Here is a 26994-nt window from a genome sequence, read left to right as displayed (position 1 = left end):
CTACGGCCCGGTGATCTGCTCGCCCGCGTCCTGGGCGTCGCCGAGTGTGGAGATCCAGTCGGTGACCGTCGAGATGCCGTCCCCGAGCGCCTCCCAGTAGCCCTTGCCCTCGGCGATCCACCCCTGCAGCGGTGTCAGCTCCCAGATGAGCCAGCCGCCGATGAAGAGCAGCACGACCATGACCAGGCAGCCCTTGAGGCAGCCCAGTCCCGGGATGCGGACGGGGTTGGCGCTGCGGCGCCGCGGCTCCCTGGGCTCCCGCGGCGGGCGGGCGGCGGGCTGCTGGGGCGGTGGCGGCTGCGGCGGAGCGTACGGCTGGGGCGCCTGCGGCTGCCGGTAGGGCTGGGGGGCCTGCTGCTGCCGGTACGGCTCGGGCTGCCGACCGCCGCCCTGGTAGGGCGCCGGGGGCGGCGCGTAGGGCGGGGGCTGGGCCGACCTGCGCTGCGGCGGCTGGGGCTGCGGTTGGTGCGGCTGCGGCGGCTGGGGCTGCGGCTGGCGCTGCGGACGGCGGCGCAGCGGGTCCTGGCTCGGGTCCAGGTACTGCATCTGCGTCTGCTCGTTGCGGTCCCGGGCAGCCCTCAGCTGGGACTGCCAGGGGTGCGGCTCCTCCGGCCCCGGCACCGGCGGCATCACCGAGGTCGGGTCGGCGCCGCCGGGCGGACCGGTCTGCGGCAGCACGCTGGTGGCCGCGGACGGGTCGTAGGCGGACGCACCGGAGGGGCCGGTGTTCGGCAGGACCTGGGTCGCGTCGGAGGCCCCCGGCGTGTCCGGGACGGGGGCGGGCGAGGGGTCGGGGGCGAGCAGCGCGCCGACCCCGAGTGCGGCGTCGACCTGGGCGGCGCCGGCGCGGACGCCGATCCCCTCGGCCACGGTGCGCAGCGCACGGGCCAGGTTCTCGGCGCTGGGACGCTCCCCGGGCTCCTTGCGGAGGCAGCGCTCGATGACCGTCCACAGGGGCTCGGGAACGGTGGTGGGGCGGCGGGGCTCCTCGCTGAGATGCCGGTGCAGCACCTCCAGGGCGGTGCCGCCGGAGAACGGGGGACGGCCGGTGACCAGCTCGTACAGCAGGATCCCGGCGCCGTAGACGTCGACGGCGGAGGTCTGGGGGCGCCCCTCGGCGGACTCCGGCGCGACATACGCGGGCGTGCCGACGAACTCGTGGGTGCGGGTGAGCCCCGGGGAGTCGGCCAGCCGGGCGATGCCGAAGTCGGTGAGCATCGGGTGCATCTGGCCGTCCGCGTCGGTCCGCAGCAGGACGTTGGCGGGCTTCAGGTCCCGGTGCACGACCCCGTCCGCATGGCTGGCGGCGAGCGCGTCGGCGATCTGCGCCGTCAGCAGCGAGGCGGCGACCGGGGACAGGGGTCCGCTCTCCCGCAGGTGGCGGTGGAGGTCGGGGCCGTCGACCAGGTCCATGACCAGGGCGAGGAGATCGCCCTCGACGACCAGGTCGCGGGTGCGCACGATGTTCGCGTGGGTGAGCCGCAGCAGGACGGAGCGCTCCCGCAGGAAGCGCATCACCACGTCCGCGTCGTTGGCGAGCTCCTCCTTGAGGACCTTGATCGCCACGGTCTCGCCGGGCTCCCCGGGAACGGCCGCCTCGGCGCCCGCCGTCTCCCTCTGGCGCGCACGCCAGACGGTGCCCGTGGCGCCGCGCCCGAGCGGCTCCTCGAGCAGGTACTTGCTGCCAACCGGCCGCACGTCGCGCTCCCTGCTGATCGGGGTCCTCCATGGTCCGGGCCGCCGATGATCCTCTGATCCTGACGGCCGCCCGGTGTCCGGCCCACTGTAATGCCGTGGCAGGGGGCGCCGGCTGCCGCGAGGGCATCTCTTCCCCGGTCGCCCCTGCTCGAAGACAGACGCGGGCCTCGTACGCGCGGTTGCCGCGCAGAAGAGGACGGAACGGTAACGAAGCTCACCTTTCCGGCATGATCCATCCCCGCCTCCGGGTCGACCAGGCACTTTTGCGTACGGAGTCGACCATTCAAGATCACTTATGGATGGGGGCCGGGCGTGTTGCGCGCCACAGGTGCAAGGATGCCCTCAGCACAGAGCCACCCGGGCCCGCCCGGCGCGTCGGCGCGCCCGCGCCCGCGTGCCCGGCGGCGGCCCGGACCCTGTCTCCTGTGCCGACCTGCCGGGTGGGGGCGAGGCGATCAGGGCAGCTCCCCTGCCGGGCGACCGCGCAGAAGGGATTGCAGACCGCGATGCAGATCCGGTTCACCGTGCTCGGGCCGCGCGGCGGCCCGGCCGCCTCGGCGGGACGCGCCTGCGACGTGCTGGTCACCGCCCCGGCCGGTACCGCGCTGGGCGCGGTCGCCTCGGGGCTGTCCTCCGCGGTGACCGGCCCGGACGGCGCCTCCTCCGGTCCCGTGGTGCTGTACGCGGGCTCCGAGCGGCTGGACCCCCGGCGCAGCACCCTGGGCGTGCCTCCCCTGCTGGACGGCGCGGTGCTCTCCCTCCACTCCCCCGCCGCGGAGGAGTCCGGGGCCGCGGACGCCGCGGCCCGGCTCCACGTGGTCGCCGGGCCGGACGCGGGCGGGGTCCACCTGCTGCACGGCGGACGGGTCGGCGTGGGCCGCTCGGCCGAGGCCGACGTCGCGGTCGACGACCCGGACGTCTCCCGCTTCCACTGCGAGGTGACGGTCGGCGAGGACGGCCGCGTCACCGTGGCGGACCTCGGCTCCACCAACGGGACCACCGTCGACGGCTCCCCCGTGCGCGAGCGCCCGGTCCGCCTGGCCCCGGGCGCGCTGCTGCGGGTCGGCGAGTCGGTGCTGCGGCTGGCCCTCCCCACCCCCGCGGAGCCGCTGCCGACGGCCCCCGACGGGGAGGGCCACCTGCGGGTGGGCCGCCCCGGCGGGCCCTCCCCGGACGGCGGCGGCTCCCCGGCGGAGGACCGCGCCGCGGACGCGGTGCCCGCGGCCTCCGGCCGTCCCCCGGCGGAGCCGCCCGCCCGCGGCGGCCTCCGGGTGCCCGCCCAGTACGCGCCCTCCGCCCCGCAGGCGCCGTCCGCCGGGCACCCGGCCACCGGCCCGCACGCGCCCTCCGGCGGTGCCACCCACGGCCGCCCGCTCGACCTGTCCGGCGTACCGGGCCTGCCGCCCCGGTCCCCGGACGCCCCCGCCGGCGGGACGGACGCGGACGGGGACGGCCGCCCCGGCGCACCCCCCGCGACCGCACCGGGACAGCGCCGCCGGGGCATAGGAGCCTGGGCGCGCCGGCTTGCCGGGACCCGGGAGGCGGACACCGGGCCCGCCCGGGAGGACGGCCGTCCGCCGGCCCGGCCCGACGGCGGCGGAGCGGAGCGCTGGCCCGACCCCGCCGCCCTGCTGCTGGACGCGCTGCGCCCGGGGCCCCGGCTGTGGGAGCGGGACGGGACGCATCCGGAGTCGCTGGTGGTGCGGCTCGGCACCGCGGACCGGGCGGACCTGGCGTCCGTCCCCGTGACCGTCGGGCTGCGGGAGGCGGGCTCCCTCGGGCTCGCCGGGCCGAGGTCCCGCCTGACCGGCCTGGCCCGCTCGGTGGTCGCCCAGCTCGCCGCGCTGCACTCCCCCGCCGGGCTGGAGCTGGTGCTGATCGCGGCGGAGCGGCCCCAGGAGGCCGGGGAGCGCGCACGGGAGTGGGGCTGGCTGGGCTGGCTCCCCCATCTGCGGCCCGCGCACGGCCAGGACTGCCGCCTGCTGCTCGCCTTCGACCGGGACCAGGCGGCCGCCCGCACGGCCGAGCTGACCCGGCGCCTGGACGACGGCCCCCTCGGCCCGGAGTGGCCGAGCGCCGACCGCGCCGCCGTGGCCGAGGCCGCCGCGCGCCACACCGGACCGCGCACGGTCGTCGTGGTGGACGGCGACCCGGGCACGGCGGCCCTGCGCGAGGCGGTCGCCCGGCTGGCGGAGGCGGGGCCTGCCGTGGGGATCCACCTGGTCTGCCTCGCCGAGACCCCGGCCGCCTCGCCGCTGTCCCCGGTGGCCGCCACCTACGAGGCGGCGTGCGCGGCCTCGCGGCCCTTCCGGGAGTGCGGCGCGGTCGGCCTGCTGAGCGGCGAGGTCGCGACGGCGCTGCGGGTGCTGCGGGTGGCGGGCGGCCGCACCGCGGGGCACGGCACGGTCGGGACCGGCGACGGCGTCTCCGTGGCCTGGGCCGAGCGCTTCGGCCGCGCCCTGGCGCCGCTGCGCGCCGAGGGCGGCGCCGGGGAGGGCCGGGTGTCGGCCCTGCCGCGCAGCGCCCGCCTGCTGGACGAACTGGGGCTGGCCCGGGCCACGCCCGCGTCCCTGATGGCCCGCTGGGCGTCGGCCGGGGACACGGCGGTGGTGCTCGGCGCCGGTCCGCAGGGCCCGGTGTCCGTGGACCTGGCCGCGGAGGGTCCGCATCTGCTGGTCGAGGGGCCCGCGGGCTGCGGGCGCACCGAGCTGCTGCGGTCGGTGGCGGCGTCCCTGGCGGCGGCCGCCCGGCCGGACCGGCTGGGGCTGCTGCTGGTCGACGGGGCGGCGGGCGAGCGCGGGGGCGGGCTGGCGGCGTGTGCCGAACTGCCCCACGTCATGGAGCACCTGCCCGCCGGGGACCCGGTGCGGATGCGGGCCTTCGCGCAGGCTCTGGGCGGGGAGCTGAAGCGCCGTGCGGAGCTGCTGGCGGGCACGGACTTCGCCGCCTGGCACGCCGCGCGCCGCGGCGGGGGCCGTGTGGTCGGGCCGCGGACGGCCCCCGAGGCCGCCGACGACCGCGGGGACCTCCACTCCCCGCCCTCCGGCACGCTCCGGCTGCGCCCCGGGGGCCGTACCGAGCCTCCGGGGCCGGACCCGCTGCCGCGGCTGGTGGTCCTGGTGGACGACTTCGACGCGCTGGTGGACCCCGCCCTCGGCAGCCCGGGCCGCCCGGCCTCCGGTTCCGTGGTGCGCGCCCTGGAGGCCGTGGCCCGCGAGGGAGGACGCCTCGGGGTGCACCTGGTCGCCTCCTCCGCCCGCCCCGACCGGACGGCGGACACCCGGCTCGCCGAGGAGGCCCGCCTGCGGGTGGTCCTCCGGGCGCCCGCGGTCGCGCCGGGGCCGGAGGACCCGGCCCCGGGCCGGGGCGCGGTGGGGCATCCCGACGGGCGGACCACCGCCTTCCAGGGCGGCCGGGTGACCGGCCGCATCCCGCGCACCGCGACGCTGCGTCCGACGGTGGTGCCGCTGGAGTGGGAGCGGATGGGGGACCCGCCGACCCGGCGCCCGGTGCGCGAGCTGGGCAACGGGCCCACCGACCTGGCCCTGCTGGCGAGCGCGCTGGAGCGGGCGGCCCGCTCGGTGTCGGCGCAGCCCCCGGCTCCCCTGACCCCGGCCCACCGGCCCTGAGCCCGCGGGGCGGCGGGGCCGCGGGGCCGCGGGGCCGCGGGGCCGGATCCGTCACCCCCGCCCTGCTGACGCCACGTCACAAGCCCATCACGAAGGGCCCGTCGGCCCCGAGCGCGGTATTGCGACACCCCGGAGCCGGGCGTACACCTGCTGTAACGGGACAGCAGCCACGGGAGAGGCGGGCAGCGATGCGCACAACTCTTCGTACGGGCAGGGCCGCGGTGGCGGCCGCGGCGGTCGGGGCGCTGGCACTCGCCGGCTGCGGCGGGGGCGACGGGGGCGGGCCCGGTGACGACGCGGGCGGCGGTGCGGCCCGCACGGTCGAACTCCCCCGCCTGGACGGCGAGTCGCTGCAGGTGGCCGCGGTGTGGAGCGGCCCCGAGCAGGAGAACTTCACCAGGGTGCTGGAGGAGTTCGAGCGCCGCACCGGCGCCGAGGTCGCCTTCGTGCCCGCCCAGGACCCGATCGTCACCTTCCTGGGCACGAAGATCGCCGGCGGCAGCCCTCCGGACGTGGCGATGCTGCCCCAGGTCGGGGCCGTCGAGCAGGCCGTGGAGCGCGGCTGGGCGAAGCCGGTCGGGCCGGAGGCGGCGGCGCAGCTGGAGAAGAACTACTCCCCGGGCTGGCGGGAGCTCGGCACCGTGGACGGGACCGCGTACGCGGTGTACTACAAGGCCGCCAACAAGTCCCTGGTCTGGTACAACAGCGCGGTCTTTGAGAACGCGGGGGTGGACGAGCCGGCCACCTGGCAGGAGTTCCTCCGCACGGCGCGGACCGTCTCGGCCTCGGGCGTCACCCCGGTCTCCGTCGCCGGTGCGGACGGCTGGACCCTCACCGACTGGTTCGAGAACGTCTACCTCTCGCAGGCGGGGCCCGAGTCGTACGACCGGCTGGGGCGGCACGAGATCCCGTGGACCGATCCGTCGGTGGCGCGGGCGCTGACCACGCTCGCCGAGCTCTTCGGCGACGAGTCGCTGATCGCGGGCGGGGCGGACGGCGCCCTCCAGACGGAGTTCCCGGCCTCGGTGACGCAGACCTTCACCGGAGGCGAGGCCCCCCGGGCGGCCATGGTCTTCGAGGGGGACTTCGTGGCCGTCAACATCGCGCAGACGGACGCGGAGATCGGGACGGACGCCCGGGTCTTCCCCTTCCCGGCGGTGGGCGGCAAGGCCCCGGTGGTGACCGGGGGCGACGCGGCGGTCGCCCTGAGGGACGGCGAGGGCGCCCAGGCGCTGCTGACCTTCCTGGCCTCCCCGGACGCGGCGGCCATCTCGGCGGGCGCGGGCGGCTTCCTGTCGCCGAACAGGGCCCTGGACCCCGGCGCCTACCCGAACGACGTGCAGCGGGGGATCGCCGAGGCGCTGATCGCGGCGGGTGACGACTTCCGCTTCGACATGTCGGACCGGATGCCGCAGTCCTTCGGCGGGACGCCGGGCAAGGGGGCGTGGAAGGCCCTCCAGGACTTCCTGAAGAACCCGCGGGACGTGGCGGGAACCCAGCGGCGGCTGGAGGCCGACGCGGCCGCGGCCTACCGGGACTGAGGCCGTGGCCGCCGCGGCGAAGGGGGGCGCGGCACGGTCCCCGCTCCCCGCGGGCGGGCCCCGGGCCGGCACCCGCCGGGTGGTGGCGGGGGTCTTCCTGCTGCCCGCCCTGATCCTGCTCGGTGCCCTGGTGCTGTACCCGATCGGCTACTCGGTGCACCGCTCGTTCCTCGACCGCTCCGGGGCCTTCGCGGGGGTCGGCAACTACGTCGCGATCTTCACGGACGACACCGTCCTGACGGCCGTGCGCAACAACGCGGTGTGGGTCGTGCTCGCGCCCACCGCGGCCACCGCACTGGGGCTGGTCTTCGCGGTGCTGACCGAACGGGTGCGCTGGGCGACCGCGTTCAAGCTGGTCGTCTTCATGCCGATGGCGGTCTCGATGCTCGCCGCCGGCATCATCTTCCGGCTCGTGTACGAGCAGGACCCGGAGCGCGGGGTGGCCAACGCCGTGGCCGTCGGCGTCCATGACGTCTTCCACGAGGCCGGGGGCTTCCCCAGGGCGCGTCCGCTGCCCGAGCATCCGCTCCGGGACGGCGGAGAGGGCGCGTTCGTCACCCGGGAGCCGGTGGCGGCGGGCACGGCGGTGCTGCTGCCCCTGGTCGGGGTGGCCCCGGCGGACCTGCCGTCCGGCGCCCGCCCGGCGCGGGCCCCCCGCGCGCCCGAGGAGGGCGTCGGGGGGACGGCGTGGCTGGACTTCACCCGGGGCGGCCAGGGCGTGCCGAACGTCGTCGATCCCGGGGAGCGGGGCCTGGAGGGCCTCGTGGTCCAGGCGGTGCGGGACGGGTCGGTGGTCGCCGAGACCCGGGCCGCGGCGGACGGCTCGTTCACGCTGCCCGCGGCGGCGGAGGGCGCGGTGCTGCGTCTGCCGGCCGAGAACTTCCGGGAGCCCTACAACGGTGTGAGCTGGCTCGGCCCGGCCCTCGTCACCCCGGCGATCATCGGCAGCTACGTCTGGATGTGGGCGGGCTTCGCGATGGTGCTGATCGCGGCCGGCCTCGCGGGGGTCCCGAGGGAGCTGACGGAGGCCGCCCGGGTGGACGGGGCGAGCGAGTGGCAGGTCTTCCGCAGGATCACCGTGCCGCTGCTGGCGCCCGTACTGGCGGTGGTCCTGGTGACCTTGACGATCAACGTACTGAAGATCTTCGACCTGGTGTTCGTCATCGCCCCGGGCTCCTCCCAGGACGACGCCAACGTGCTGGCCCTCCAGCTGTACCGGTCCTCCTTCGGGACGGACGCGGATCCGGGACTGGGGAGCGCGATCGCGGTCCTGCTGCTCGTGCTGGTGCTGCCGGTGATGGTCGCCAACATCCGCCGGATACGAAGGGACGCCCGCCGATGAGCGCACCGACCGCACCGTCCGGCCAGGCGGCCGAGGGGGACGCCGGGCGGGCCCGGGCCGCCCGGCGGTCCGGACCCGCTTCCGCCCGGCCCCCGGTTGCCGCACGGGCCGCCGCACGGGTGGGCGGCGGTGCGGTGCGGGTGTTCCTGGTACTGACCGCGCTGTTCTGGCTGACGCCCACGGTCGGCCTGCTGCTCTCCTCGCTGCGCGCACCGGGCGACATCGCCGCGAGCGGCTGGTGGCGGGTGCTGACCGCCCCGGCGCAGCTGACCGGGGAGAACTACGCGCGCCTGCTGGAGAACGAGGCGGTCACCCGCTCCCTGCTGTCCACCGCGATGATCACCGTGCCCTCCACGGTGCTGCTCGTGGTGGTCGGCGCGCTCGCCGGGTACGCCTTCGCCTGGATGGACTTCCCCGGCCGGGACGCGCTGTTCCTGGTGGTGGTCGGCCTGCTGGTGGTGCCGGTGCAGGTGGCACTGCTGCCGGTCTCGGAACTCTTCGGTGTGGTCGGCCTCTTCGAGACCACGCTCGGGGTGGTCCTGTTCCATGTGGCCTTCGGGTTGCCGTTCGCCGTCTTCCTGCTGCGGAACTTCTTCGCGCAGATCCCCCGGGAGCTGCTGGAGGCCGCCCGGCTCGACGGGGCGGGCGAGGTGCGGCTCTTCACCCGGGTGGTGCTGCCGCTCGGCGGGCCGGCGATCGCCTCCCTGGCGATCTTCCAGTTCCTGTGGGTGTGGAACGACATGCTGGTGGCGCTGGTCTTCGCGGACCCCGGCGGGGCGCCGATCACGGTGGTGCTCCAGCAGCAGGTACGGCAGTTCGGCAACAACGTGGACGTGCTCGCCCCGGGGGCCTTCGTGTCGATGCTGGTGCCGCTGGCGGTGTTCTTCGCCTTCCAGCGCCAGTTCGTCTCCGGTGTGATGGCGGGCGCGGTGAAGTAGGGGCCGGGCGCGGGCGGTGACGCACCGGGCCCGGACGGAAGGGCGGCCGGGGGCGGTCAGGCCGTGAGGGCCGCGACCGCCGACACCGCGAGCCCGTCCAGGTAGCCCTCGGGCAGGTCGCCGCCGACGACGGCCAGCCGCCAGTAGAGCGGGCCCGCGATCAGGTCCAGCGCGCGGTCCGGGTCGGTTCCCTCGGGCAGCTCGCCGCGGGCCACGGCCTCGCGCACGACGACCGCCGCCACGCCGTCGCGGCTGTCGAGCAGCACCGCCTTGACGGCCTGCGCCATCTCCGGGTTGCGGGCGGACTCCACCAGCAGTTCGGGGATCACGCGCGAGGCCACCGGGTGCCGCAGCGCATGGGCGGCCACCTCCAGCAGGGCGCGCACATCCCCGTGGAGGGAGCCGGTCCGCGGGACGGGCAGCCCCTGCGCGGCCACGGCGGTGACGAGGTCGAGGACGAGGGCGAGCTTGGACTTCCAGCGACGGTAGACCGCGGTCTTGCCGACCCCGGCGCGCCGGGCGATGCCCTCGACGGACATGCGGGCGAAGCCCGTCTCGGCAAGCTCCTCGAAGACGGCCGTGCGGATCGCCGCCGTCACGTCGTCCCGCAGCACGGCCGCTCCGGCGGGGGCGCGCCGCGGGGTTCCCGGTTGTGCAGGCATGGCCGGAAGCATACCCGCAACGACGAAACGGTTGCGTTGCGACGCCGCGCTGCCTAAGGTCCCGTAGCGACGAAACGGTATCGTCCCGTCCTTGTGCCGCCCGCCCGCGGCGCACCGGAGCCGACGGGCCCGACACGAAAGCGATCCCCCGCGTGACCACCGCCCCCGCACGACCCGTAGCCCCCGCCGAGAGGGAGCCTGCCGGGACCCCGGCCGCCCTCGCCGCCCGGCACGGCCTCACCGTGATCGGCGCGCGCCCCTCGCTGCCCGCCTATCTGCGCGACCTCCACGAGCGCCGGCACTTCATCGCCGCCTTCGCCACGGCCAGGCTCACCGCCCAGTACAGCCAGGCCCGGCTCGGCCGGGTCTGGCAGCTGGCGACCCCGCTGCTCAACGCCGCCGTGTACTACCTGGTCTTCGGCGTGCTCCTCGGCACCGGCGACGACGTCCCCGACTTCGTGCCCTTCCTGGTCGCCGGGGTCTTCGTCTGGACCTTCACCGCCAACACCCTGACGGCGGGCACCCGCGCCGTCTCGGGCAACCTGGCGCTGGTGCGGGCGCTGCACTTCCCCCGCGCCTCGCTGCCGATCGCCCTCGCCCTCCAGCAGGTCCAGCAGCTGCTGTTCTCGCTCGCCGCGCTGGTGGCGATCCTCCTGCTGTCCGGGGAGCTCCCCCGCGCCTCCTGGCTGCTGGCCGCGCCCGCACTGGCGCTCCAGGCGCTGTTCGGCACCGGCCTGTCGATGGTCCTCGCCCGGATCGCGGCCCGTACCCCGGACATCTCGCAGCTGATGCCCTTCCTGCTGCGCACCTGGATGTACGCCTCGGGGGTCATGTGGTCGCTGGACGCGGTGGTGGCCGACGGGCGGGTGCCCGCGGTGGCCGCCGCGCTGCTGCGCTACAACCCGGTCGCCCTCTACATCGACCTGGTGCGCTTCGCGTTCATCGACTCCTTCACCGCCGACCGGCTGCCGCCCCATGTGTGGGCGGCGGCGACAGCGTGGGCACTGGCCGCCGGGGTCGGCGGATTCCTGTACTTCTGGGCGGCGGAGGAGCGGTACGGCCGTGACTGACACCGACCGGAACCCGCCCGCCCCCGGAGGCGGCCGCGTCCCCACCGTCATCGCCGACGGCGTCCACGTCACCTACCGCGCGGGCGGCGTCCGGTCCGGCCGGGGCGGCGCCGCCTCCGCGCTCGGCCGGATCCTGGCGCGCCGGCCCGCCGTCGGCACCCGGGAGGTCGACGCCGTGAAGGGGGTGAGCTTCACCGCCCACCGGGGCGAGGCGATCGGGCTGATCGGCTCCAACGGCTCCGGGAAGTCCACCCTGCTCAAGGCGGTCGCCGGGCTGCTGCCCACCACCCGGGGGACGGTCTGGACCAGCGGCCGGCCGTCCCTCCTCGGGGTCGACGCCGCGCTGATGGCCGACCTCACCGGAGAGCGCAACATCGTCCTCGGCGGGCTCGCGACGGGCATGACCCGCCACGAGATCCGCGAACGGTACGCCGGCATCGTGGAGTTCTCCGGCGTGAACGACAAGGGCGACTTCGTCTCGCTGCCGATGCGCACCTACTCCTCCGGCATGAGCGCCCGGCTGCGCTTCTCCATCGCGGCCGCCCGCAGCCATGACGTCCTGCTCATCGACGAGGCGCTGGCCACCGGCGACGCGGCCTTCCGGCGGCGCAGCCGTCGCAGGATCGAGGAGCTGAGGGCCGAGGCGGGCACCGTCTTCCTCGTCAGCCACAGCAACGCCTCCATCACCGCGACCTGCGACCGGGCGCTCTGGCTGGAGGCGGGCACCCTGCGGATGGACGGCCCCGCGAAGGAGGTGGTGGCCGCCTACGAACGCTTCACCGAGCGCACATAGCCCGCCCCCGCGGGTAGGCTCCCCTGCTGCCACCGGGTGAGGGGTGAGGGGATGGGCACGAGCCGGGCACCGGAGCCCCTGCGCGAGGACGACCCCCGGGAGATCGCCGGGTACCGCCTCCTCGGGCGGATCGGCGAGGGCGGCATGGGCACCGTCTACCTCACCCGCAGCCGGGACGGGCGCCTCCCCGTCGCACTGAAGCTGATCCGCCGCGCCCACTCCCGGAACGAGAACTTCCGGCGCCGCTTCGCCCGGGAGGTCGCGGCGGCCCGCTCGGTCACGGGCCCGCATCTGGTGCCCGTCGTCGACCACGACGCCCACGCCGAGTAGCCCTGGCTCGCCACTCTGTTCGTCCCCGGCACCCCGCTGGACACCGTGCTGCGCGAGGAGGGTCCGCTGCCCGTGGGACGGGTCCTGGCCGTGGTCGCGGGCGCCGCGCGGGCGCTCGCCGCCGTCCACGGCGCCGGGCTCGTCCACCGGGACGTCAAGCCGGCGAACCTGCTGCTCACCCGGGACGGGCCCTGGCTGCTCGACTTCGGGGTGGCCTGCGCCGCCGACGGGACCTCCTCGCTGACCACGGCCGGGCGGATGGTGGGCACGCCCCGGTACATGTCCCCGGAGCACGCCCTCGGACGCGAGGTCACCCCCGCATCCGACGTCTTCACCCTGGGGCTGGTCGCCGCCGAGGCGGCCACCGGCCGCCACCCCTACGGGGAGGGCGGCGCCCTGGTGATCGCGACCCGGATCGCGGGCACCGCCCACGATCCGCCCGACCTGACCGGCTACCCGGCCCGGCTGCGCCCCCTGCTGGCCGCGACGCTGGACGCGGCCCCCTCCGCGCGGCCCTCCGCGGCGCGGACGGCCGTCCTCGCCGGGGCCGGCTGAGCGGCGGCCCGCACCGCGCGCGGGCAGGTGCGGGGGCAGGTTCGTGCGCCACCCGCGCGGCCTCCGCCCCCAGCCGTGCGGTGCGGGCACCGGGGGCAGGTGCCCGGGCCCCGCCGCCGGGGACGCCGGAAGGCGCGCACCGGGCCGGTGCGCGCCTTCCGGGACGGGATGCCGCCGAGGGTCAGCTGTGCGCGCGCAGGAGCTGGCGCATCGTCCGCATCGCCACCGACAGGTTCGCCAGGTCGAAGGCGTCCGACCCGTGGATCTCGTCCAGCGTGGTGCGGGCCCGGCCCAGCAGTGCCGCGTTCTTGTCCTCCCAGGCCCGGAAGCGCTCCTCCGGCGTGGCCGAGCCCTCGCCGACCGAGAGCACGTCCGCCGTGAGCGCCGCGTGGGCGGCGTAGAGGTCCTCGCGGATCGAGGCCCGGGCCATCGACTGCCAGCGGTCCGCCCGCGGCAGCTCGATGATCCGGTCCATCAGCTGGGTGATGGACAGCCGGTCCGCGAGGTCGTAGTACACCTCCGCGACCGCCAGCGGGTCCTGCCCGGTGCGGTCCGCGATCGCGACGATGTCCAGCGCCGGGAAGGCGGAGGAGAAGCCCGCGACGCGCTGCGCCAGCTCCTCGGGCACCCCGGCCGCCGTGAGCTCGTCCAGGATGCCCCGGTACCACTCGGCGTCCGCGCCGCGCAGCATCTTCGGCAGCGAGTCCCAGACCTCCGCCACCCGCTCGGCGAAGAAGTCCACCGTCTCCGCGAGCTGGAGCGGCTGCGGCCGGTTGCCGAGCAGCCAGCGGGTGCCGCGCTCGACCAGCCGCCGGGAGTGCAGCCGGACCCGGGTCTGGACGTCGGCGGCCACCTGGTTGTCCAGGGCCTCCACGGCGTCCCAGACCGCACCGAGGCCGAAGATCCCCCGGGCGGCGGTCTGCGCGCGCACGATCTCCTCGACCGACGCCCCGGTCTCCTCGCGGAGCCGGTGCAGGAAGGTGGAGCCGCCGGTGTTCACCGTGTCGTTGACGAGCACCGTGGTCACGATCTCCCGGCGCAGCGCGTGGGAGTCGATCGCCCCGGCGAAACGCTCCCGCAGCGGCTGCGGGAAGTAGGCGTGCAGCAGGCGGCGCAGGTAGGGGTCGTCCGGCAGGGTGGTGCCGATCAGCTCCTCGGCCACCGTGATCTTGGTGTAGGCCAGCAGCACCGCCAGTTCGGGCTGGCTGAGGCCGCGCCCGGTGTTCAGCAGCTCGCGGATCTGCCGGTCGGCCGGGAGGAACTCCAGCGCCCGGTCCAGGTGTCCGTCCCGTCCGAGGCGGCGCATGAAGCGCTGGTGCGCGTGCAGCAGCGACGGCGACTGCGCGACCGCGTTGGCCAGTGCCGTGTTCTGGGCGTAGTTGTTGCGCAGCACCAGGGCGCCGACCTCGTCGGTCATCTGCGCCAGCAGGGCGTTGCGCTGCTTGACGGTCATGTCGCCCTCGGCGACCAGGCCGTTGAGCAGGATCTTGATGTTGACCTCGTGGTCGGAGGTGTCCACACCGGCGCTGTTGTCGATGGCGTCGGTGTTGATCCGGCCGCCCTTGCGGTCGAACTCGATCCGGCCGAGCTGGGTGCAGCCGAGGTTGCCGCCCTCGCCCACGACCCGGACCCGCAGGTCCTCTCCGTTCACACGGATCGCGTCGTTGGCCTTGTCGCCGACGTCGGGGTTCGACTCGGAGACCGCCTTGACATAGGTGCCGATGCCGCCGTTCCACAGCAGGTCGACCGGCGCCTTCAGGATCGCCTGCATCAGCTCGGCCGGGGTCGCCTTGGTGACCTCGGGGTCGATGCCCAGCGCGGCGCGCATCGGCGCGGTGACCGGGATCGACTTGGCGCTGCGCGGGTGGATGCCGCCGCCCGCGGAGAGCAGCTCGGTGTCGTAGTCGGCCCAGGAGGAGCGCGGCAGCTCGAACAGGCGGCGGCGCTCCGCGTAGGAGGTGGCCGCGTCGGGCGTCGGGTCGATGAAGATGTGCCGGTGGTCGAAGGCGGCCACCAGCCGGATGTGCTCGCTGAGCAGCATGCCGTTGCCGAAGACGTCCCCGGACATGTCACCGACGCCGACGACCGTGAAGTCCTCGGTCTGGGTGTCGTGGCCGAGCTCCCGGAAGTGGCGCTTGACCGACTCCCAGGCGCCGCGCGCCGTGATGCCCATGCCCTTGTGGTCGTAGCCCGCGGAGCCGCCGGAGGCGAAGGCGTCGCCCAGCCAGAAGTCGTAGGAGACGGCCACCTCGTTGGCGATGTCGGAGAAGGACGCCGTGCCCTTGTCCGCCGCGACCACCAGGTAGGTGTCGTCCTCGTCGTGCCGGACCACCCGGGACGGGGGCACGACCTCGCCCGCGACCATGTTGTCCGTGATGTCGAGCAGCGCGGAGATGAAGACGCGGTAGCAGGCGATGCCCTCGGCGAGCCAGGCGTCGCGGTCCACCGACGGGTCGGGGAGCTGCTTGGCGACGAAGCCGCCCTTCGCGCCGACCGGCACGATCACGGTGTTCTTCACCATCTGGGCCTTGACCAGGCCGAGGATCTCGGTGCGGAAGTCCTCCCGGCGGTCGGACCAGCGCAGCCCTCCGCGCGCGACCTTGCCGAAGCGCAGGTGGACGCCCTCGACCCTGGGCGAGTAGACCCAGATCTCGAAAGCCGGTCGGGGTGCGGGCAGGTCGGGGATGGCCTGCGGGTCGAACTTCATGGACACGTAGGCGTGGTTGGCGCCGTCGCCGGTCTTCTGGAAGAAGTTGGTCCGCAGCGTCGCCTTGATCACCGTGAGGAAGGAGCGCAGGATGCGGTCCTCGTCGAGGGAGGCGACCTGGTCGAGGGCGCCGTCCAGCTCCTCCAGCAGGCCGTCGATCAGCTCGGTGCCGGCCCGCTGCCGGTCCGGCGACATCCGGGCCTCGAAGAGGGAGACCAGCAGCCGGGTGGTGTGGACGTTGGTGCGGAGGGTGTCCTCCATGTAGTCCTGGCTGAAGGTGGAACCGGCCTGCCGCAGGTACTTGGCGTAGGCGCGCAGCACCATGGCCTCGCGCCAGTCCAGGCCCGCGCCGAGCACCAGCGCGTTGAAGCCGTCGTTCTCCGCCTCGCCGGTCCACACCGCGGCGAAGGCGTCCTGGAAGCGCTCGCGGGCGTCGTCGGCGAGGTAGTCGCCCGCGCCGCCCGGCAGCGGCATCCGCAGGCCGAAGTCGTAGATCCAGGCGTGGGTGCCGTCGGCGCAGCGCAGCTCGTAGGGACGTTCGTCGACGACCTCGCTGCCGAGCCGCTGGAGCACCGGGAGCACGGCGGAGAGGGACACCTGGTCCCCGGTCCGGTAGATCTTGAAGCGGCGCTCGCCGGGACCGGCGCCGACCGGCTCGTACAGCGACAGCTGGAAGTCGCGGTCGGAGTGGGTCAGCTGCTCCAGGCGCACCAGGTCGGCGACGGCGGAGCGGGGCGAGTGGTCGGCCTTGTAGCCCTCGGGGAAGGCGTGGGCGTAGCGGCGCAGCAGCTCGGCCGCGCGCTCCTCGCCGAACTCGGCGTTGAGCGCCTCGCCGAAGCCGTCCGCCCAGGAGCGGGCCGCCTCGACGAGCCGGGCCTCGACGCGCTCGGTGTCGGCGTCGGTGAGGTCGGGCAGCTCGGTGCCGGCGGGCACGCGGACCACGAAGTGGATCCGGGAGAGGATCGATTCGGTGTTCCAGGCGGTGAAGTCGACGCTGATGCCGCCGAGCTCCTCCTTCAGGATGTCGATCAGGCGCAGCCGCACGCCGGTGGTGTAGCGGTCGCGGGGAAGGTAGACGAGCGCGGAGTAGTAGCGCCCGTACTCGTCCTGGCGCAGGTAGAGCCGCAGCCGGCGGCGCTCCTGGAGGTAGAGCACGCTGGTGACGATCGCCCGGAGCTGGTCGACCGGCGTCTGGAACAGCTCGTCGCGCGGGTAGGTCTCCAGGATCTGGAGCAGGTCGCGGCCGTCGTGGCTGTTGGGCGAGAAGCCGGCGCCCTGGAGCACCTCGGCGACCTTGCGGCGGATCACGGGGACCCGGCGCACGGACTCGGTGTAGGCGGCGGAGGAGAAGAGCCCGAGGAAGCGGCGCTCCCCGATCACGTTGCCGTCGGTGTCGAACTTCTTGACGCCGATGTAGTCCAGGTAGCTCGGCCGGTGCACGGTGGCGCGGCTGTTGGCCTTGGTGAGCACCAGCAGCTTGTGCTCGCGGGCCTTGGCGCGGGCGTCGGCGGGGAGCCGGCTGAACGAGGGGCTGACCGGGTGGTCCTCGTCGTCGGTGTGCTGCGGGTCGGAGCGCAGGATGCCGAGACCGGTGCCGGGGACGGCGGCGAGCGCGTCGCTGTCGGTCAGCTCGTACTCGCGGTAGCCGAGGAAGGTGAAGTGGTCGGCGGCGAGCCAGCGCAGCAGCTCGCGGGCCTCCTCCACCTCCTGGTCGCGCAGGTCGCCGGCGGTGGGCTCGTCGGGGAGGCCGTCGGCGATCCGCAGGGCGGCGTCGCGCATCTTCTCCCAGTCCTCGACGGCCTCGCGGACGTCGGAGAGCACCCGCAGCAGGTCGGCGGTGATCTGCTTCAGGTCGGCGCGGTCGGTCTCGCGGTCGATCTCGACATGGATCCAGGACTCGACGAGGGCGTCGTGCGGCAGCTTCGTCAGCCCGGCGCCCTCGGGGAGCACCTCGACGAGCCGGCCGGTCACGTCGCGGCGGACGACGACCTGCGGGTGGATCACCACGTGGATGCCGCGGGCCTGGCGGGAGAGCTCGTTGGTGACCGAGTCGACCAGGAAGGGCATGTCGTCGGTGACCACCTCGACCACGGAGTGGCTGCACGTCCAGCCGTTCTCCTCGACGGTCGGGGTGTGCACCCGGACGTTGGCCGTGCCCTGGGGGCGGTTCTCGGCCAGGCGGTAGTGGGAGAGCGCCGCGCCGAAGACGTCCACCGGGTCGCGGTCCGTGAGGTCCTCGGGAGCGGTGTGCAGGTAGTAGCGCTGGAGATACGAGAGCAGGGTGTCCCGGTCGGGACGCTCCCCCTGCTCGGCCACGGTCGGGAGGTTCCCCCCGACCGGGCTGTGCTCAGCGACCCGGGCCGCCCGTGCGAGCAGCTCGGCCTTGGCTTCGTCCAGCTTGGTCTGCATGTCCTCTGGCTCCTGTCGCGCGCCGTTGCGTGACGTAGGTGAAAGATGCTGCGGTGCGACGCCGCGACACGGGGTGCCCGGTCGTTGCGGATGCCGTACCGCGGGATGAGATGTCCGGGCCGCAGGGCGCCGCATGAGGCGGGCGGGCCGGACGGAGGAGGCGATCAGGCATCGCCCGGAGGCGGTGGCTCTCCGGGCGCTGTCCCCCGGCGGTGGCCGGGCGGAGCCCGGTGGGGGCTTCGCTGCCCCCCGGGCATATCGCGCTGATCACGCCCCCAGGCTATCGCCCTTGCCCCCCGGAACGTCATGAGCCGTATGTGTACAAAACCTGGGCCCGAAGTTTGACAGTCTGGACAGCGACACAGGCCCTCATGGCAACCAACCACCGGGAGCAGCCATGACCACGAAGATCCTTATCGTCACCGGGGACGCCGCGGAGTCCCTGGAGGTGCTCTACCCCTACCAGCGGCTGGTCGAGGAGGGGTACGAGGTCCACATCGCCGCCCCCTCCCGCAAGCAGCTCCGCTTCGTCGTCCACGACTTCGAGCCGGGCTTCGACACCTACACCGAGAAGCCCGGCTACACCTGGCCCGCCGACCTGGCGTTCTCCGAGGTCGACGCCGGGGACTACGCGGCGGTGGTCATCCCCGGCGGGCGCGCCCCGGAGTACCTGCGCAACGACGGGGAGCTGCGCAAGATCCTCAAGGCCTTCTTCGACGCCGACAAGCCGGTGGCCCAGATCTGCCACGGGCCGCTGCTGACCGCGGCGGTCGGCGGCCTGGAAGGCCGCCGGGTGACCGCCTACCCCGCACTGGAGCTGGACATGCAGGCGGCGGGCGCCACCTTCCAGGACACCGAGGCCGTGGTGGACGGCACCCTGGTGTCCTCGCGGGCCTGGCCGGACCACTCGGCGTGGATGCGCGCCTTCCTGGGGATCCTGCGGGAGAAGGCCCCGGTCACCTGAGCACCGCCGGGCGGGGCGCGTCCGGGGTCGGGGGCTCCGGGCGCCCCCGGGCGGGCTCCCGCGGCGGGCGCCGGTCAGGAGGCCAGTGCCAGCGCCTCCGCGACCGCCTCCGCCAGGGTGTCGACCACGGGCACCCCCGCGGTCCGCAGGCTCGCCCTGCTGTGCGAGCCGCCGGTGTAGAGCACGGCCCGTGCTCCGACATGGGCCGCCGCGAGCGCGTCGTCGACCGCGTCGCCGATCACCACGGTGCGCCGGGGGGACACCCCCTCCAGGGCCGCGAGATGGCGCTCCATGTGCGCCGCCTTGGACCCGCCGGAGGGGCCCCGGCGCCCCTCGACCCGGACGAACCGGCTCTCGATGCCGTACCCCCGTACGACCGGGACCAGATCGTCGTGGCCGTACATGCTCAACAGGGACTGGCTGCGGCCCGCCTCCTGCCACGCGCCCAGCAGCTGCTCCACGCCCTCGGTCAGCCCGCAGCCGGGCCGCCGGTCGGTGTAGTGCCGGTGGAAGGCGTCGTCCATGACCTGCCACTCGGCCTCGGTCGGCAGGCGCCCCATGAGCCGCTCGTAGAAGCGGGGCACGGGGACGCAGTACAGCTCGCGGTAGCGCTCCAGGGTGATCGGCGCGAGGCCGATCTCCGCGAAGGCGGCGTTGGTCGCTCCGATGACCGCGGTGATGTCGTCGAGCAGTGTGCCGTTCCAGTCCCACACCAGGTGGGCGCCCGGGTTCCCCGTCTTCTCCATCCGCTACACGGTACCGGGAGCCTCCGACAGCGCCCGGGGCGCGGGCGGGGGGACGGGCACCCGGCGGGGCGCGGGCCGGGACAACGGGCGCCCGGCGGGGTACGGGCCGGGGCAACCGGCACCCGGCGGGGTACGGCCGTCAGCCGACGATGCCCGGGATCTCCTGGACGCCGAACCACAGCAGCTCGTGGTCCTCGGCCCCGTCGACGGTGAACTGCGCGTCGTCGTCCCCGTGGTCGGCCGCCCCGAGCGCGTCCACGGCGGCGGAGACGTCGTCGACCGCCTCGTCGGCGTCGACATGGACCGCGGCGGCCTTGGCCATCGGGACGGCGGCGGCGATCCGCACCTCGCCGAGGGCGGCCGCCTGGAGGGCCTGGTCCGGGTCGGCCACGGCCTCCCGGTCGGGGACGTCGACGGCGACGACGACCCGCCGCCGCGGAGCACCGGGCGCACCGGCCAGCAGGCGCAGGGAGGCGGCCGCGGCGCGGTTCAGCGCCGCGTACTCCAGCTCCTCGATGTCGTCGGAGACGTACCACTCGCGCAGCCCCGGGGTGACGGCGTACGCGGCCAGCGGGCCGGGTCCCAGCTCACCCGCCCGGTACGCCTCGGCGAGACCGGGGATGGTCAGGGGGACGTAGACGCGCATGGGTGGCCGCTTTCGTAGTCGTGGACGCGACCCCAGGATACGTGCGGCGTCCCCGATCGAAGGGCCTCTCCCGGGGGCTGCACCGTCCACCCGGGGCCCCGTGGGCACCCCCTCCGCCCGGGCCCCCGGCGGCCGCTCTCACCCTGATAGGTGAAATCAGCCCCCGGGGCGGCCGGGGGCGGGGTGCATTGCGGGGCCCTGCCCGAGGCCGTACAAGTTCCCCGTCGAAGCTACTCCCCGGTATGGATACCGGGACGGACCAGCGCATCGGGGGCGATCCGCATGGACAGGACGCACAGGACACGGCCCGCAGGGCGGCACGACCAGCGCCGACCCGCCGCGGCAGCGGCGGCGGCGCTCACCCGCGCCCGCGGCAGGCAGCGCAAACCGCACTACTGGTTCGCCGACCGCCTGCTGGCGGTGCTGAGCGGCCGCCGCCCGGTGCACTGGATGCTGGGGCACACCGTCGGGGAGGCGTACGAGCAGCTGGTCCGCCTGGCCCCGGGAGCCCCGCTGTGCCCCGAGGACCGGGTGACCCCGGTGGTCCGCCACTGCGGCGAGTTCCACCCGGGGCCCGGGGTGATCGAGGCCTTCGCCCGGATCGGGTGGGGCGAGCGGGTCACGGCGATGGCCTTCCGTCTGGAGCAGGGGGACGACCTCCGCTGGCGCTGCGCCGCCGTCGAACTCGGCGGTGAGCGCACCCGGTGAGCGGGCGGGGCGGTGGCCCGGTGCGGGGCCGCCTGCTCGGCCGTTCCGGACCGGACCGGAGTGGAGTGCAGTGGAGTGCAGTGGAGTGGAGTGGACCACAGCGGACCGGAGTGGACCGGAGCGCGGCGGCGAGGGGGCCGGGGGCCCTCGTCCCGGGGGATCGGCCGGGCGCCGCCGTACGGCCTTCCGGGGGCGTAGGAGACCGGTTCCCCGGGCGGGCCCCGCCCCACCGCGGGTGCCTGGCGGCGCGGGGCCGTCCGCATCGGGCCGAGGACGGGCGGCGCGGGCACCGGGAGCCCCGCGCTCCCGGTACGGGCCGCGTTCCGGGGACGCGGCGGCCGTTCCGCGGCCCCTGGACGGCCCCCGGACCGCCGCGGGCGGGAGCGGCGCGGGAGGGGAAGCGCGCACCGGTGTGCGGGCCGCCGATGCCCGCACACAAGGCACGGAGAGCCGGGTCCACGGGCCCGGGGAACGGCGTCGGGGAACGGCGTCGGGGCCGCACACCCTCTGGGTGTGCGGCCCCGACGGACGGGCCCCGGGCTCCGGGGGCTACTTCTTGCGGCGGCGCCCGCCGCCCTTCGCGGCCTTGCGGCGCTCGGCACGGGTCATGCCTCCCGAGGAGGCGGGCTCCGAGCCGTCACGCGCGAAGTCGCCCTCGACGACACCGCCCTCACCGTCCACCGTCGGGGCGGAGAAGTGCAGGCGGTCGGGGCGCTGCGGGGCGTCCAGCCCCTTGGCGCGGATCTCGGGGCGCGCCCCGGCCGGAACCGCGTCCTTCTTGGCGAGCGAGGGCTTCTCGGCCTGCTCCTCGACGGGGACCTCCTCGACCTGCTGCTCGACCTGGACCTCCAGGTTGAACAGGTAGCCGACGGACTCCTCCTTGATGCCCTCCATCATCGCGGTGAACATGTCGAAGCCCTCGCGCTGGTACTCGACCAGCGGGTCCTTCTGCGCCATGGCGCGCAGGCCGATGCCCTCCTGGAGGTAGTCCATCTCGTAGAGGTGCTCACGCCACTTGCGGTCCAGGACCGACAGCACGACCCGGCGCTCCAGCTCGCGCATGATCTCGGAGCCGAGCTGCTTCTCGCGCTCCGCGTACTGCTGGTGGATGTCCTCCTTGATGCTCTCGGCGATGAACTCGGCCGTGATCCCGGCACGGTCGCCGACCTCGTCCTCCAGCTCCTCGACGGTGACCTTCACGGGGTAGAGCTGCTTGAAGGCGCCCCACAGCCGGTCGAGGTCCCACTCCTCGGCGAAGCCCTCGACGGTCTCCGCCTGGATGTAGGCGTCGATGGTGCCGTCCATGAAGTGGCCGACCTGCTCCTGGAGGTCCTCGCCCTCCAGGACGCGGCGGCGCTCGCCGTAGATGACCTCGCGCTGGCGGTTGAGCACCTCGTCGTACTTCAGGACGTTCTTGCGCGTCTCGAAGTTCTGCTGCTCGACCTGGGACTGCGCGGAGGCGATCGCGCGCGTCACCATCTTGTTCTCGATCGGGACGTCGTCCGGGACGTTCGCCATGGCCATGACCCGCTCGACCATCTGGGCCTTGAACAGACGCATCAGGTCGTCGCCGAGGGAGAGGTAGAAGCGGGACTCGCCCGGGTCGCCCTGACGGCCGCTGCGGCCGCGCAGCTGGTTGTCGATACGGCGCGACTCGTGGCGCTCGGTGCCGAGCACGTACAGGCCGCCGAGCTCCTTGACCTCGTCGTGCTCCGCCTTCACCGCGGCCTCGGCACGCTCCAGGGCCGCCGGGAGGGCCGCGGCCCACTCCTCGACATGGTCGACCGGGTCCAGCCCGCGCTGGCGCAGCTCGGCCTCGGCCAGGTCGTCCGGGTTGCCGCCGAGCTTGATGTCGGTGCCTCGGCCGGCCATGTTCGTCGCGACCGTGACCGCGCCGCGGCGACCGGCCTGGGCGACGATCGAGGCCTCGCGCTCGTGGTTCTTCGCGTTGAGGACCTCGTGCTGGACACCGCGCTTGCTGAGCTGCTGCGAGAGGTACTCGGACTTCTCCACGGAGGTCGTGCCGACGAGGATCGGCTGGCCCTTCTCGTGCTTCTCGGCGATGTCGTCGACGACGGCGGCGAACTTCGCGATCTCGGTGCGGTAGATCAGGTCCGACTGGTCCATGCGGACCATCGGCTTGTTCGTCGGGATCGGGACGACGCCGAGCTTGTAGATCTGGTGGAACTCGGCCGCCTCGGTCATCGCCGTACCGGTCATGCCGGAGAGCTTGTCGTAGAGGCGGAAGAAGTTCTGGAGGGTGATCGTGGCGAGCGTCTGGTTCTCGTCCTTGATCGGCACCCCCTCCTTGGCCTCGATCGCCTGGTGCATGCCCTCGTTGTAGCGGCGGCCCGCGAGGATACGGCCCGTGTGCTCGTCGACGATCATGACCTCGCCGTCCATGACGACGTAGTCCTTGTCGTTCTTGAACAGCTCCTTCGCCTTGATGGCGTTGTTGAGGTAGCCGACGAGAGGCGTGTTGACGGACTCGTAGAGGTTGTCGATGCCGAGCCAGTCCTCGACCTTGGCGACACCCGACTCGTGGATGGCCACGGTCCGCTTCTTCTCGTCGACCTCGTAGTCGCCGGTCTCCTCGATGCCCTTGAGCGGGTTGCCCGCCTCGCCCCGGGTGAGGCGGGTCACCAGCTTGGCGAAGTCGCCGTACCACTTGGTGGCCTGGTCGGCGGGGCCGGAGATGATCAGCGGCGTGCGGGCCTCGTCGACGAGGATGGAGTCGACCTCGTCGACGCAGGCGAAGTTGTGGCCGCGCTGGACGAGCTCCTCCTTGGACCACGCCATGTTGTCGCGCAGGTAGTCGAAGCCGAACTCGTTGTTCGTGCCGTAGGTGATGTCGCAGTTGTACTGCTCGCGGCGCTGCGCGGGGGTCATGTTGGCGAGGATGCAGCCGACCTCCAGGCCCAGGAAGCGGTGCACCCGGCCCATGAGCTCGGAGTCGCGCTCGGCGAGGTAGTCGTTGACGGTGATCAGGTGGACGCCCTTGCCGGAGAGCGCGTTCAGGTAGGCCGGCAGCGTACCGACGAGCGTCTTGCCCTCGCCGGTCTTCATCTCGGCGACATAGCCGAGGTGCAGCGCGGCGCCGCCCATGATCTGCACGTCGTAGTGGCGCTGGCCGAGGACGCGCTTGGCCGCCTCGCGGACGGTCGCGAAGGCCTCGGGCATCAGGTCGTCGAGGCTCTCGCCGTCGGCGTAGCGCTGCTTGTACTCCTCCGTGAGGGCGCGCAACTCGGCGTCGGAGAGGTCGACGAAATCCTCTTCGATGGAGTTGACCTGGTCCGCGATGCGGTGCAGTTTGCGCAGGATCTTGCCTTCGCCTGCACGCATGAGCTTGTTGAAGACGGACACTGAGGCTGGTCTCCTTGCCGGTCGGGCCTGGCACTGGGTCGGTGTTGGACACTAGGCGCGGGCACGGCAGGTGGGCCCCACCGCACCGGCCATCGTAAGCGAGGACCCCGCCGCGCCGGGAGGTCCCGTGCCACGGGGGCCGGGCTGTCCGCCACCAGGTGAACGCTCGGGAGCCTCGGAAGGTGCCGGGAACGCGCGAAACTGCTCGCGTCCCCGGCCGCGGCTGAACCACAATCCCCGCATGGAGCCGATCACCCTCACCACCGAGCGACTCGTCCTGCGGCCCTTCACGGCCGAGGACACCCGGGCCGTCCACCAGGCCTGCCAGGACCCGGACATCCAGCGGTGGACGACGGTTCCCTCGCCGTACGAATGGCACCACGCCGCGGAGTTCACCGAGCAGGTCGTGCCCGACGGCTGGCGCAACGGCACCATGTGCACCTTCGCCGTGCTGCCGCGCGAGGGCGGCGAGGTGGCGGCGTCGGTCGCGGTCACCCTGCGCACCTTCTCGGGGACCTGGGAGGTCGGCTACTGGACGGCCGAGGAGCACCGCGGGCGGGGCGTGATGACGGAGGCGGTGGGCGCGGTGGCCCACTGGGCGTTCGTCCGCCTCGGCGCCACCCGGCTGGAGTGGCGCGCGGAGGTCGGCAACCGGGGCTCCCGGGCCGTGGCGGAGAAGGCGGGGTTCCGCATGGAGGGCGTGCTGCGGGCCGCCCTGGTCAACAAGGACACCCTGCGGGACGCGTGGGTGGGCTCGCTGCTCCCCTCCGACCTCGGGCTGGCCGGGACGCGCTCCTACCTGCCCGCGGCCGGGGAGGACGGCCGGGGCTCTGTCAGTGCCGCGCTCTAGGGTGCGGGCATGACCACGCTGCCGTCCCCCGCCCTGGACCTGTCCGCCGACGAGGCCCGCCGCATCGCGCTGCGCGCCCAGGGGCTCCTCGGCGCTCCGGACCGGCGGGCCGGCGTCCGCGGCGTGCTGCGGAGTCTGGGCGCCGTCCAGCTGGACACCATCTCCGTGCTGGCCCGCTCCCATGAACTCGTGCCGTACGCGCGCCTCGGAGCGGTGGGGCGCCGCACCGTGGACGAGGCCTACTGGAGCGGCGGCCGCAGCTTCGAGTACTGGTCGCACGCGGCGTGCGTGCTGCCGATCGAGGAGTGGCCGCACTTCGCCTTCCGCCGCCGCGCCTACCGCTCCCGGCCGCAGTGGTTCCACGACCTCCCCGACGGCGCGTACGAGCAGGTGATCCGGCAGCTGCGGGCCGAGGGCCCGCTGACCGCCACACAGCTCGGCGGTGCGAAGAACGGCGGCGAGTGGTGGGACTGGTCGGCCTCCAAGGTCGCCGTCGAGCGCGCCCTGATGTACGGGGAGGTGGTGTGCACGGAGCGGCGCGGCTGGAAGCGGGTCTACGACCTGGCGGAGCGCGCGGTTCCGGATGCCCTGCTCCACGACGCGCTGGACGACGCGGAGTGCCTGCGCCGCCTCGTCCTGCTGGCGGGCCGCGCGCTCGGGGTCGGGACGAGGTCCGACATCGCCGACTACCACCGGATCAAGGGCGAGCAGTTCGACGCGGTGGTGGCCGACTCCGGGCTGGTGCCGGTGCGTGTCGAGGGCTGGGCGAAGCCGGCCTGGGCGGACCCGGAGGCCCTGGCGGCACCGGTGCGGGGCCGGCACCGCACCACGCTGCTGTCCCCGTTCGACTCGCTGGTCTGGGAGCGCGCCCGCACCGAGCGGATCTTCGGCTTCGTCCACCGCCTGGAGGCGTACGTCCCCAAGCAGAAGCGGGTGCACGGCTACTTCGCGATGCCGCTGCTCACGGGGGGCCGGCTCCGCGGCCGGGTCGACCCCGCCCGCGAGGGCGGGACACTGGTCGCACGCCAGGTGTCGCTGGACGGGGCCGGGGCGGTGGAGCCGATGGCACGGGCGCTGCGCGAGGCCGCGACCTGGGTCGGCTGCGACACGGTGCGTGTGGAGCGGTGCGACCGGCCCGAGCTGGCCGCCGGTCTGGTCGGGGCGCTGGGCTGAGGGGCCCGGGCTTCGGCCCGCTCCGCGCCCGGCCCCGGGCCGGGCGGCTCCCCCCGCCCGGCGGGCGGCCCGGGAGGTCACCGGGTCAGCGGATCTCCAGGATCTTCTCCCGCATCGCGTACACGACGGCCTCCATGCGGGAGTGCAGCTGGAGCTTCTCCAGGATGTTGCGGACGTGGTTCTTCACGGTGTTCTCGGAGATGAACAACTCCTTCGCGATGTCGCGGTTGTTCATGCCCGTGGCGACCAGCTTGAGGACCTCCAGCTCCCGGTCGGTCAGCCGGGGCGCGGGCACCAGCCTGCGCTCGTCGGTGCGCTGGATCATCGACTTGAACTCGGTGAGCAGCTTGGACGCCATCGACGGGCTGATCTGGGACTGCCCGTCGGCGACCGCCCGGATGGCGGTGGCGACCTCGTCCGTGGAGATCTCCTTCAGCAGGTAGCCGGTGGCCCCCGCCTTGATCGCGTCGTAGAGGTCGGCCTCCTCGTCGCTGATCGTCAGCATGATGATCTTTGCGCTGGGGGCCACCTCCTTGATGGAGGTGCAGGCCTCGATGCCGCCGCGCTTGGGCATCCGCACGTCCATCAGCACGATGTCGGGAAGCAGGTCGGCCGCCTTGTCGACGGCCTCCGCCCCGTCTCCCGCCTCGCCGACGACCTGGATGTCCTCCTCCTGCTTGAGGACGATCTCCAGCCCTCGCCGGAAGAGGGCGTGGTCGTCCACGACGAGGACCCGGATGGGCTCCGCCTCACGGACCCCGGTCGAGCCGTCGGCCTCCGCTGCCGCACCGGCGAGGTGGCCCGCTTCGCTCTGCACAGGCCCGAAGCCGTCCGCCATGGTTCCTCCCCCTGAGCCGCAGCCCGAAGATC

The 26994-nt window shown here is 74.4% G+C and carries 19 protein-coding genes; 12 read left to right on the top strand and 7 right to left on the bottom strand.

All coding sequences use genetic code 11. The features are described from left to right. Entirely contained in the window at positions 1 to 1698 is a 1698-nt protein-coding gene (locus ACGF15_RS25550; RefSeq protein WP_362611865.1) for a protein kinase, read from the bottom strand. Between the two features lie 506 nt (positions 1699 to 2204). Here ACGF15_RS25550 and ACGF15_RS25545 point away from each other — a divergent pair. The 4 genes from ACGF15_RS25545 to ACGF15_RS25530 all read left to right on the top strand — a co-directional run bounded on the left by ACGF15_RS25545 (position 2205) and on the right by ACGF15_RS25530 (position 9148). After that, positions 2205 to 5327, top strand: a complete 3123-nt coding sequence (locus ACGF15_RS25545) for an FHA domain-containing protein (RefSeq protein ID WP_392802238.1) — start codon at positions 2205 to 2207, stop codon at positions 5325 to 5327. A 188-nt stretch (positions 5328 to 5515) separates the two neighbouring features. Beyond that, a complete protein-coding gene (locus tag ACGF15_RS25540; RefSeq protein WP_362611871.1) occupies positions 5516 to 6868 on the top strand; it encodes an ABC transporter substrate-binding protein in 1353 nt (450 codons plus the stop codon). 79 nt (positions 6869 to 6947) lie between these two features. Beyond that, entirely contained in the window at positions 6948 to 8210 is a 1263-nt protein-coding gene (locus ACGF15_RS25535; RefSeq protein WP_392802368.1) for a carbohydrate ABC transporter permease, read from the top strand. Continuing rightward, positions 8207 to 9148 carry a carbohydrate ABC transporter permease gene (locus ACGF15_RS25530; RefSeq protein ID WP_392802235.1) on the top strand — a complete coding sequence of 314 codons (942 nt, stop codon included), beginning with the start codon at positions 8207 to 8209 and terminating at the stop codon, positions 9146 to 9148. The genes ACGF15_RS25535 and ACGF15_RS25530 overlap by 4 nt, the downstream gene beginning before the upstream one ends. Before the next feature lie 56 nt (positions 9149 to 9204). Here ACGF15_RS25530 and ACGF15_RS25525 read toward each other — a convergent pair whose 3' ends face one another. After that, complete coding sequence (locus tag ACGF15_RS25525; protein ID WP_345611333.1) at positions 9205 to 9822, bottom strand: TetR/AcrR family transcriptional regulator; 618 nt, start codon at positions 9820 to 9822, stop codon at positions 9205 to 9207. Positions 9823 to 9962: 140 nt separating this feature from the next. Between ACGF15_RS25525 and ACGF15_RS25520 the strand changes: the two genes are divergently transcribed. Genes ACGF15_RS25520 through ACGF15_RS25505 form a run of 4 tightly spaced genes read left to right on the top strand, consistent with a single transcriptional unit; the run spans position 9963 to position 12558 of the window. Next, positions 9963 to 10880 (top strand): ABC transporter permease, encoded by a 918-nt coding sequence (locus ACGF15_RS25520; protein ID WP_362611874.1) that lies wholly within the window; start codon positions 9963 to 9965, stop codon positions 10878 to 10880. Beyond that, a complete protein-coding gene (locus ACGF15_RS25515; protein ID WP_392802231.1) occupies positions 10873 to 11673 on the top strand; it encodes an ABC transporter ATP-binding protein in 801 nt (266 codons plus the stop codon). Before ACGF15_RS25520 ends, ACGF15_RS25515 begins: the two co-directional genes overlap by 8 nt. 51 nt (positions 11674 to 11724) lie before the next feature. After that, positions 11725 to 12003, top strand: a complete 279-nt coding sequence (locus ACGF15_RS25510; protein WP_392802228.1) for a hypothetical protein — start codon at positions 11725 to 11727, stop codon at positions 12001 to 12003. Positions 12004 to 12018: 15 nt separating this feature from the next. After that, on the top strand, positions 12019 to 12558 hold the full coding sequence (locus ACGF15_RS25505) for a protein kinase (RefSeq protein ID WP_392802365.1): 540 nt from the start codon (positions 12019 to 12021) through the stop codon (positions 12556 to 12558). A gap of 181 nt (positions 12559 to 12739) precedes the next feature. Here ACGF15_RS25505 and ACGF15_RS25500 read toward each other — a convergent pair whose 3' ends face one another. Next, a complete protein-coding gene (locus ACGF15_RS25500; protein ID WP_345611347.1) occupies positions 12740 to 17674 on the bottom strand; it encodes an NAD-glutamate dehydrogenase in 4935 nt (1644 codons plus the stop codon). Positions 17675 to 18071: 397 nt separating this feature from the next. Between ACGF15_RS25500 and ACGF15_RS25495 the strand changes: the two genes are divergently transcribed. Next, on the top strand, positions 18072 to 18638 hold the full coding sequence (locus tag ACGF15_RS25495) for a DJ-1/PfpI family protein (protein WP_256523370.1): 567 nt from the start codon (positions 18072 to 18074) through the stop codon (positions 18636 to 18638). Positions 18639 to 18712: 74 nt separating this feature from the next. Here ACGF15_RS25495 and ACGF15_RS25490 read toward each other — a convergent pair whose 3' ends face one another. Continuing rightward, positions 18713 to 19384 carry an HAD hydrolase-like protein gene (locus ACGF15_RS25490; RefSeq protein ID WP_362611882.1) on the bottom strand — a complete coding sequence of 224 codons (672 nt, stop codon included), beginning with the start codon at positions 19382 to 19384 and terminating at the stop codon, positions 18713 to 18715. A gap of 139 nt (positions 19385 to 19523) precedes the next feature. Next, positions 19524 to 20030 (bottom strand): DUF6912 family protein, encoded by a 507-nt coding sequence (locus ACGF15_RS25485; protein WP_345611353.1) that lies wholly within the window; start codon positions 20028 to 20030, stop codon positions 19524 to 19526. 282 nt (positions 20031 to 20312) lie between these two features. On the opposite strand from ACGF15_RS25485, the gene ACGF15_RS25480 reads away from it, so the two are divergent. Continuing rightward, positions 20313 to 20738 (top strand): Rv3235 family protein, encoded by a 426-nt coding sequence (locus tag ACGF15_RS25480; RefSeq protein WP_345611355.1) that lies wholly within the window; start codon positions 20313 to 20315, stop codon positions 20736 to 20738. Positions 20739 to 21287: 549 nt separating this feature from the next. Here ACGF15_RS25480 and secA read toward each other — a convergent pair. Next, on the bottom strand, positions 21288 to 24101 hold the full coding sequence (gene secA, locus ACGF15_RS25475; RefSeq protein ID WP_345611358.1) for a preprotein translocase subunit SecA: 2814 nt from the start codon (positions 24099 to 24101) through the stop codon (positions 21288 to 21290). Positions 24102 to 24342: 241 nt separating this feature from the next. Between secA and ACGF15_RS25470 the strand changes: the two genes are divergently transcribed. Together ACGF15_RS25470 and ACGF15_RS25465 are read left to right on the top strand one after the other, a co-directional pair. Beyond that, the gene (locus ACGF15_RS25470; RefSeq protein WP_345611360.1) at positions 24343 to 24951 is read left to right on the top strand and encodes a GNAT family N-acetyltransferase; all 609 of its coding nucleotides are present in this window, start codon (positions 24343 to 24345) and stop codon (positions 24949 to 24951) included. A gap of 9 nt (positions 24952 to 24960) precedes the next feature. After that, positions 24961 to 26124 (top strand): DNA glycosylase AlkZ-like family protein, encoded by a 1164-nt coding sequence (locus ACGF15_RS25465; protein ID WP_345611363.1) that lies wholly within the window; start codon positions 24961 to 24963, stop codon positions 26122 to 26124. 85 nt (positions 26125 to 26209) lie between these two features. Here the strand turns inward: ACGF15_RS25465 and ACGF15_RS25460 are convergent, their stop codons facing one another. Next, complete coding sequence (locus ACGF15_RS25460; RefSeq protein WP_345611367.1) at positions 26210 to 26962, bottom strand: response regulator transcription factor; 753 nt, start codon at positions 26960 to 26962, stop codon at positions 26210 to 26212. Positions 26963 to 26994 lie beyond the last annotated feature (32 nt).

Source organism: Streptomyces sp. NPDC048001 (assembly GCF_043203115.1).
In the GTDB taxonomy this organism is placed as follows: Bacteria; Actinomycetota; Actinomycetes; order Streptomycetales; family Streptomycetaceae; genus Streptomyces; species Streptomyces sanyensis.
The sequence above is the reverse complement of the archived record's forward strand: the minus strand, read 5'-3'. Positions and strand labels throughout refer to the sequence as shown.

Excerpts from the sequence above, each read along its gene's own strand:
- ACGF15_RS25545 (WP_392802238.1), top strand. The coding sequence starts at position 2,205 with ATGCAGATCCGGTTCACCGTGCTCGGGCCGCGCGGCGGCCCGGCCGCC.
- ACGF15_RS25540 (WP_362611871.1), top strand. The coding sequence starts at position 5,516 with ATGCGCACAACTCTTCGTACGGGCAGGGCCGCGGTGGCGGCCGCGGCG.
- ACGF15_RS25530 (WP_392802235.1), top strand. The coding sequence starts at position 8,207 with ATGAGCGCACCGACCGCACCGTCCGGCCAGGCGGCCGAGGGGGACGCC.
- ACGF15_RS25525 (WP_345611333.1), bottom strand. The coding sequence starts at position 9,822 with ATGCTTCCGGCCATGCCTGCACAACCGGGAACCCCGCGGCGCGCCCCC.
- ACGF15_RS25510 (WP_392802228.1), top strand. The coding sequence starts at position 11,725 with ATGGGCACGAGCCGGGCACCGGAGCCCCTGCGCGAGGACGACCCCCGG.
- ACGF15_RS25500 (WP_345611347.1), bottom strand. The coding sequence starts at position 17,674 with ATGCAGACCAAGCTGGACGAAGCCAAGGCCGAGCTGCTCGCACGGGCG.
- ACGF15_RS25495 (WP_256523370.1), top strand. The coding sequence starts at position 18,072 with ATGACCACGAAGATCCTTATCGTCACCGGGGACGCCGCGGAGTCCCTG.
- ACGF15_RS25490 (WP_362611882.1), bottom strand. The coding sequence starts at position 19,384 with ATGGAGAAGACGGGGAACCCGGGCGCCCACCTGGTGTGGGACTGGAAC.
- ACGF15_RS25485 (WP_345611353.1), bottom strand. The coding sequence starts at position 20,030 with ATGCGCGTCTACGTCCCCCTGACCATCCCCGGTCTCGCCGAGGCGTAC.
- ACGF15_RS25480 (WP_345611355.1), top strand. The coding sequence starts at position 20,313 with ATGGACAGGACGCACAGGACACGGCCCGCAGGGCGGCACGACCAGCGC.
- ACGF15_RS25470 (WP_345611360.1), top strand. The coding sequence starts at position 24,343 with ATGGAGCCGATCACCCTCACCACCGAGCGACTCGTCCTGCGGCCCTTC.
- ACGF15_RS25465 (WP_345611363.1), top strand. The coding sequence starts at position 24,961 with ATGACCACGCTGCCGTCCCCCGCCCTGGACCTGTCCGCCGACGAGGCC.
- ACGF15_RS25460 (WP_345611367.1), bottom strand. The coding sequence starts at position 26,962 with ATGGCGGACGGCTTCGGGCCTGTGCAGAGCGAAGCGGGCCACCTCGCC.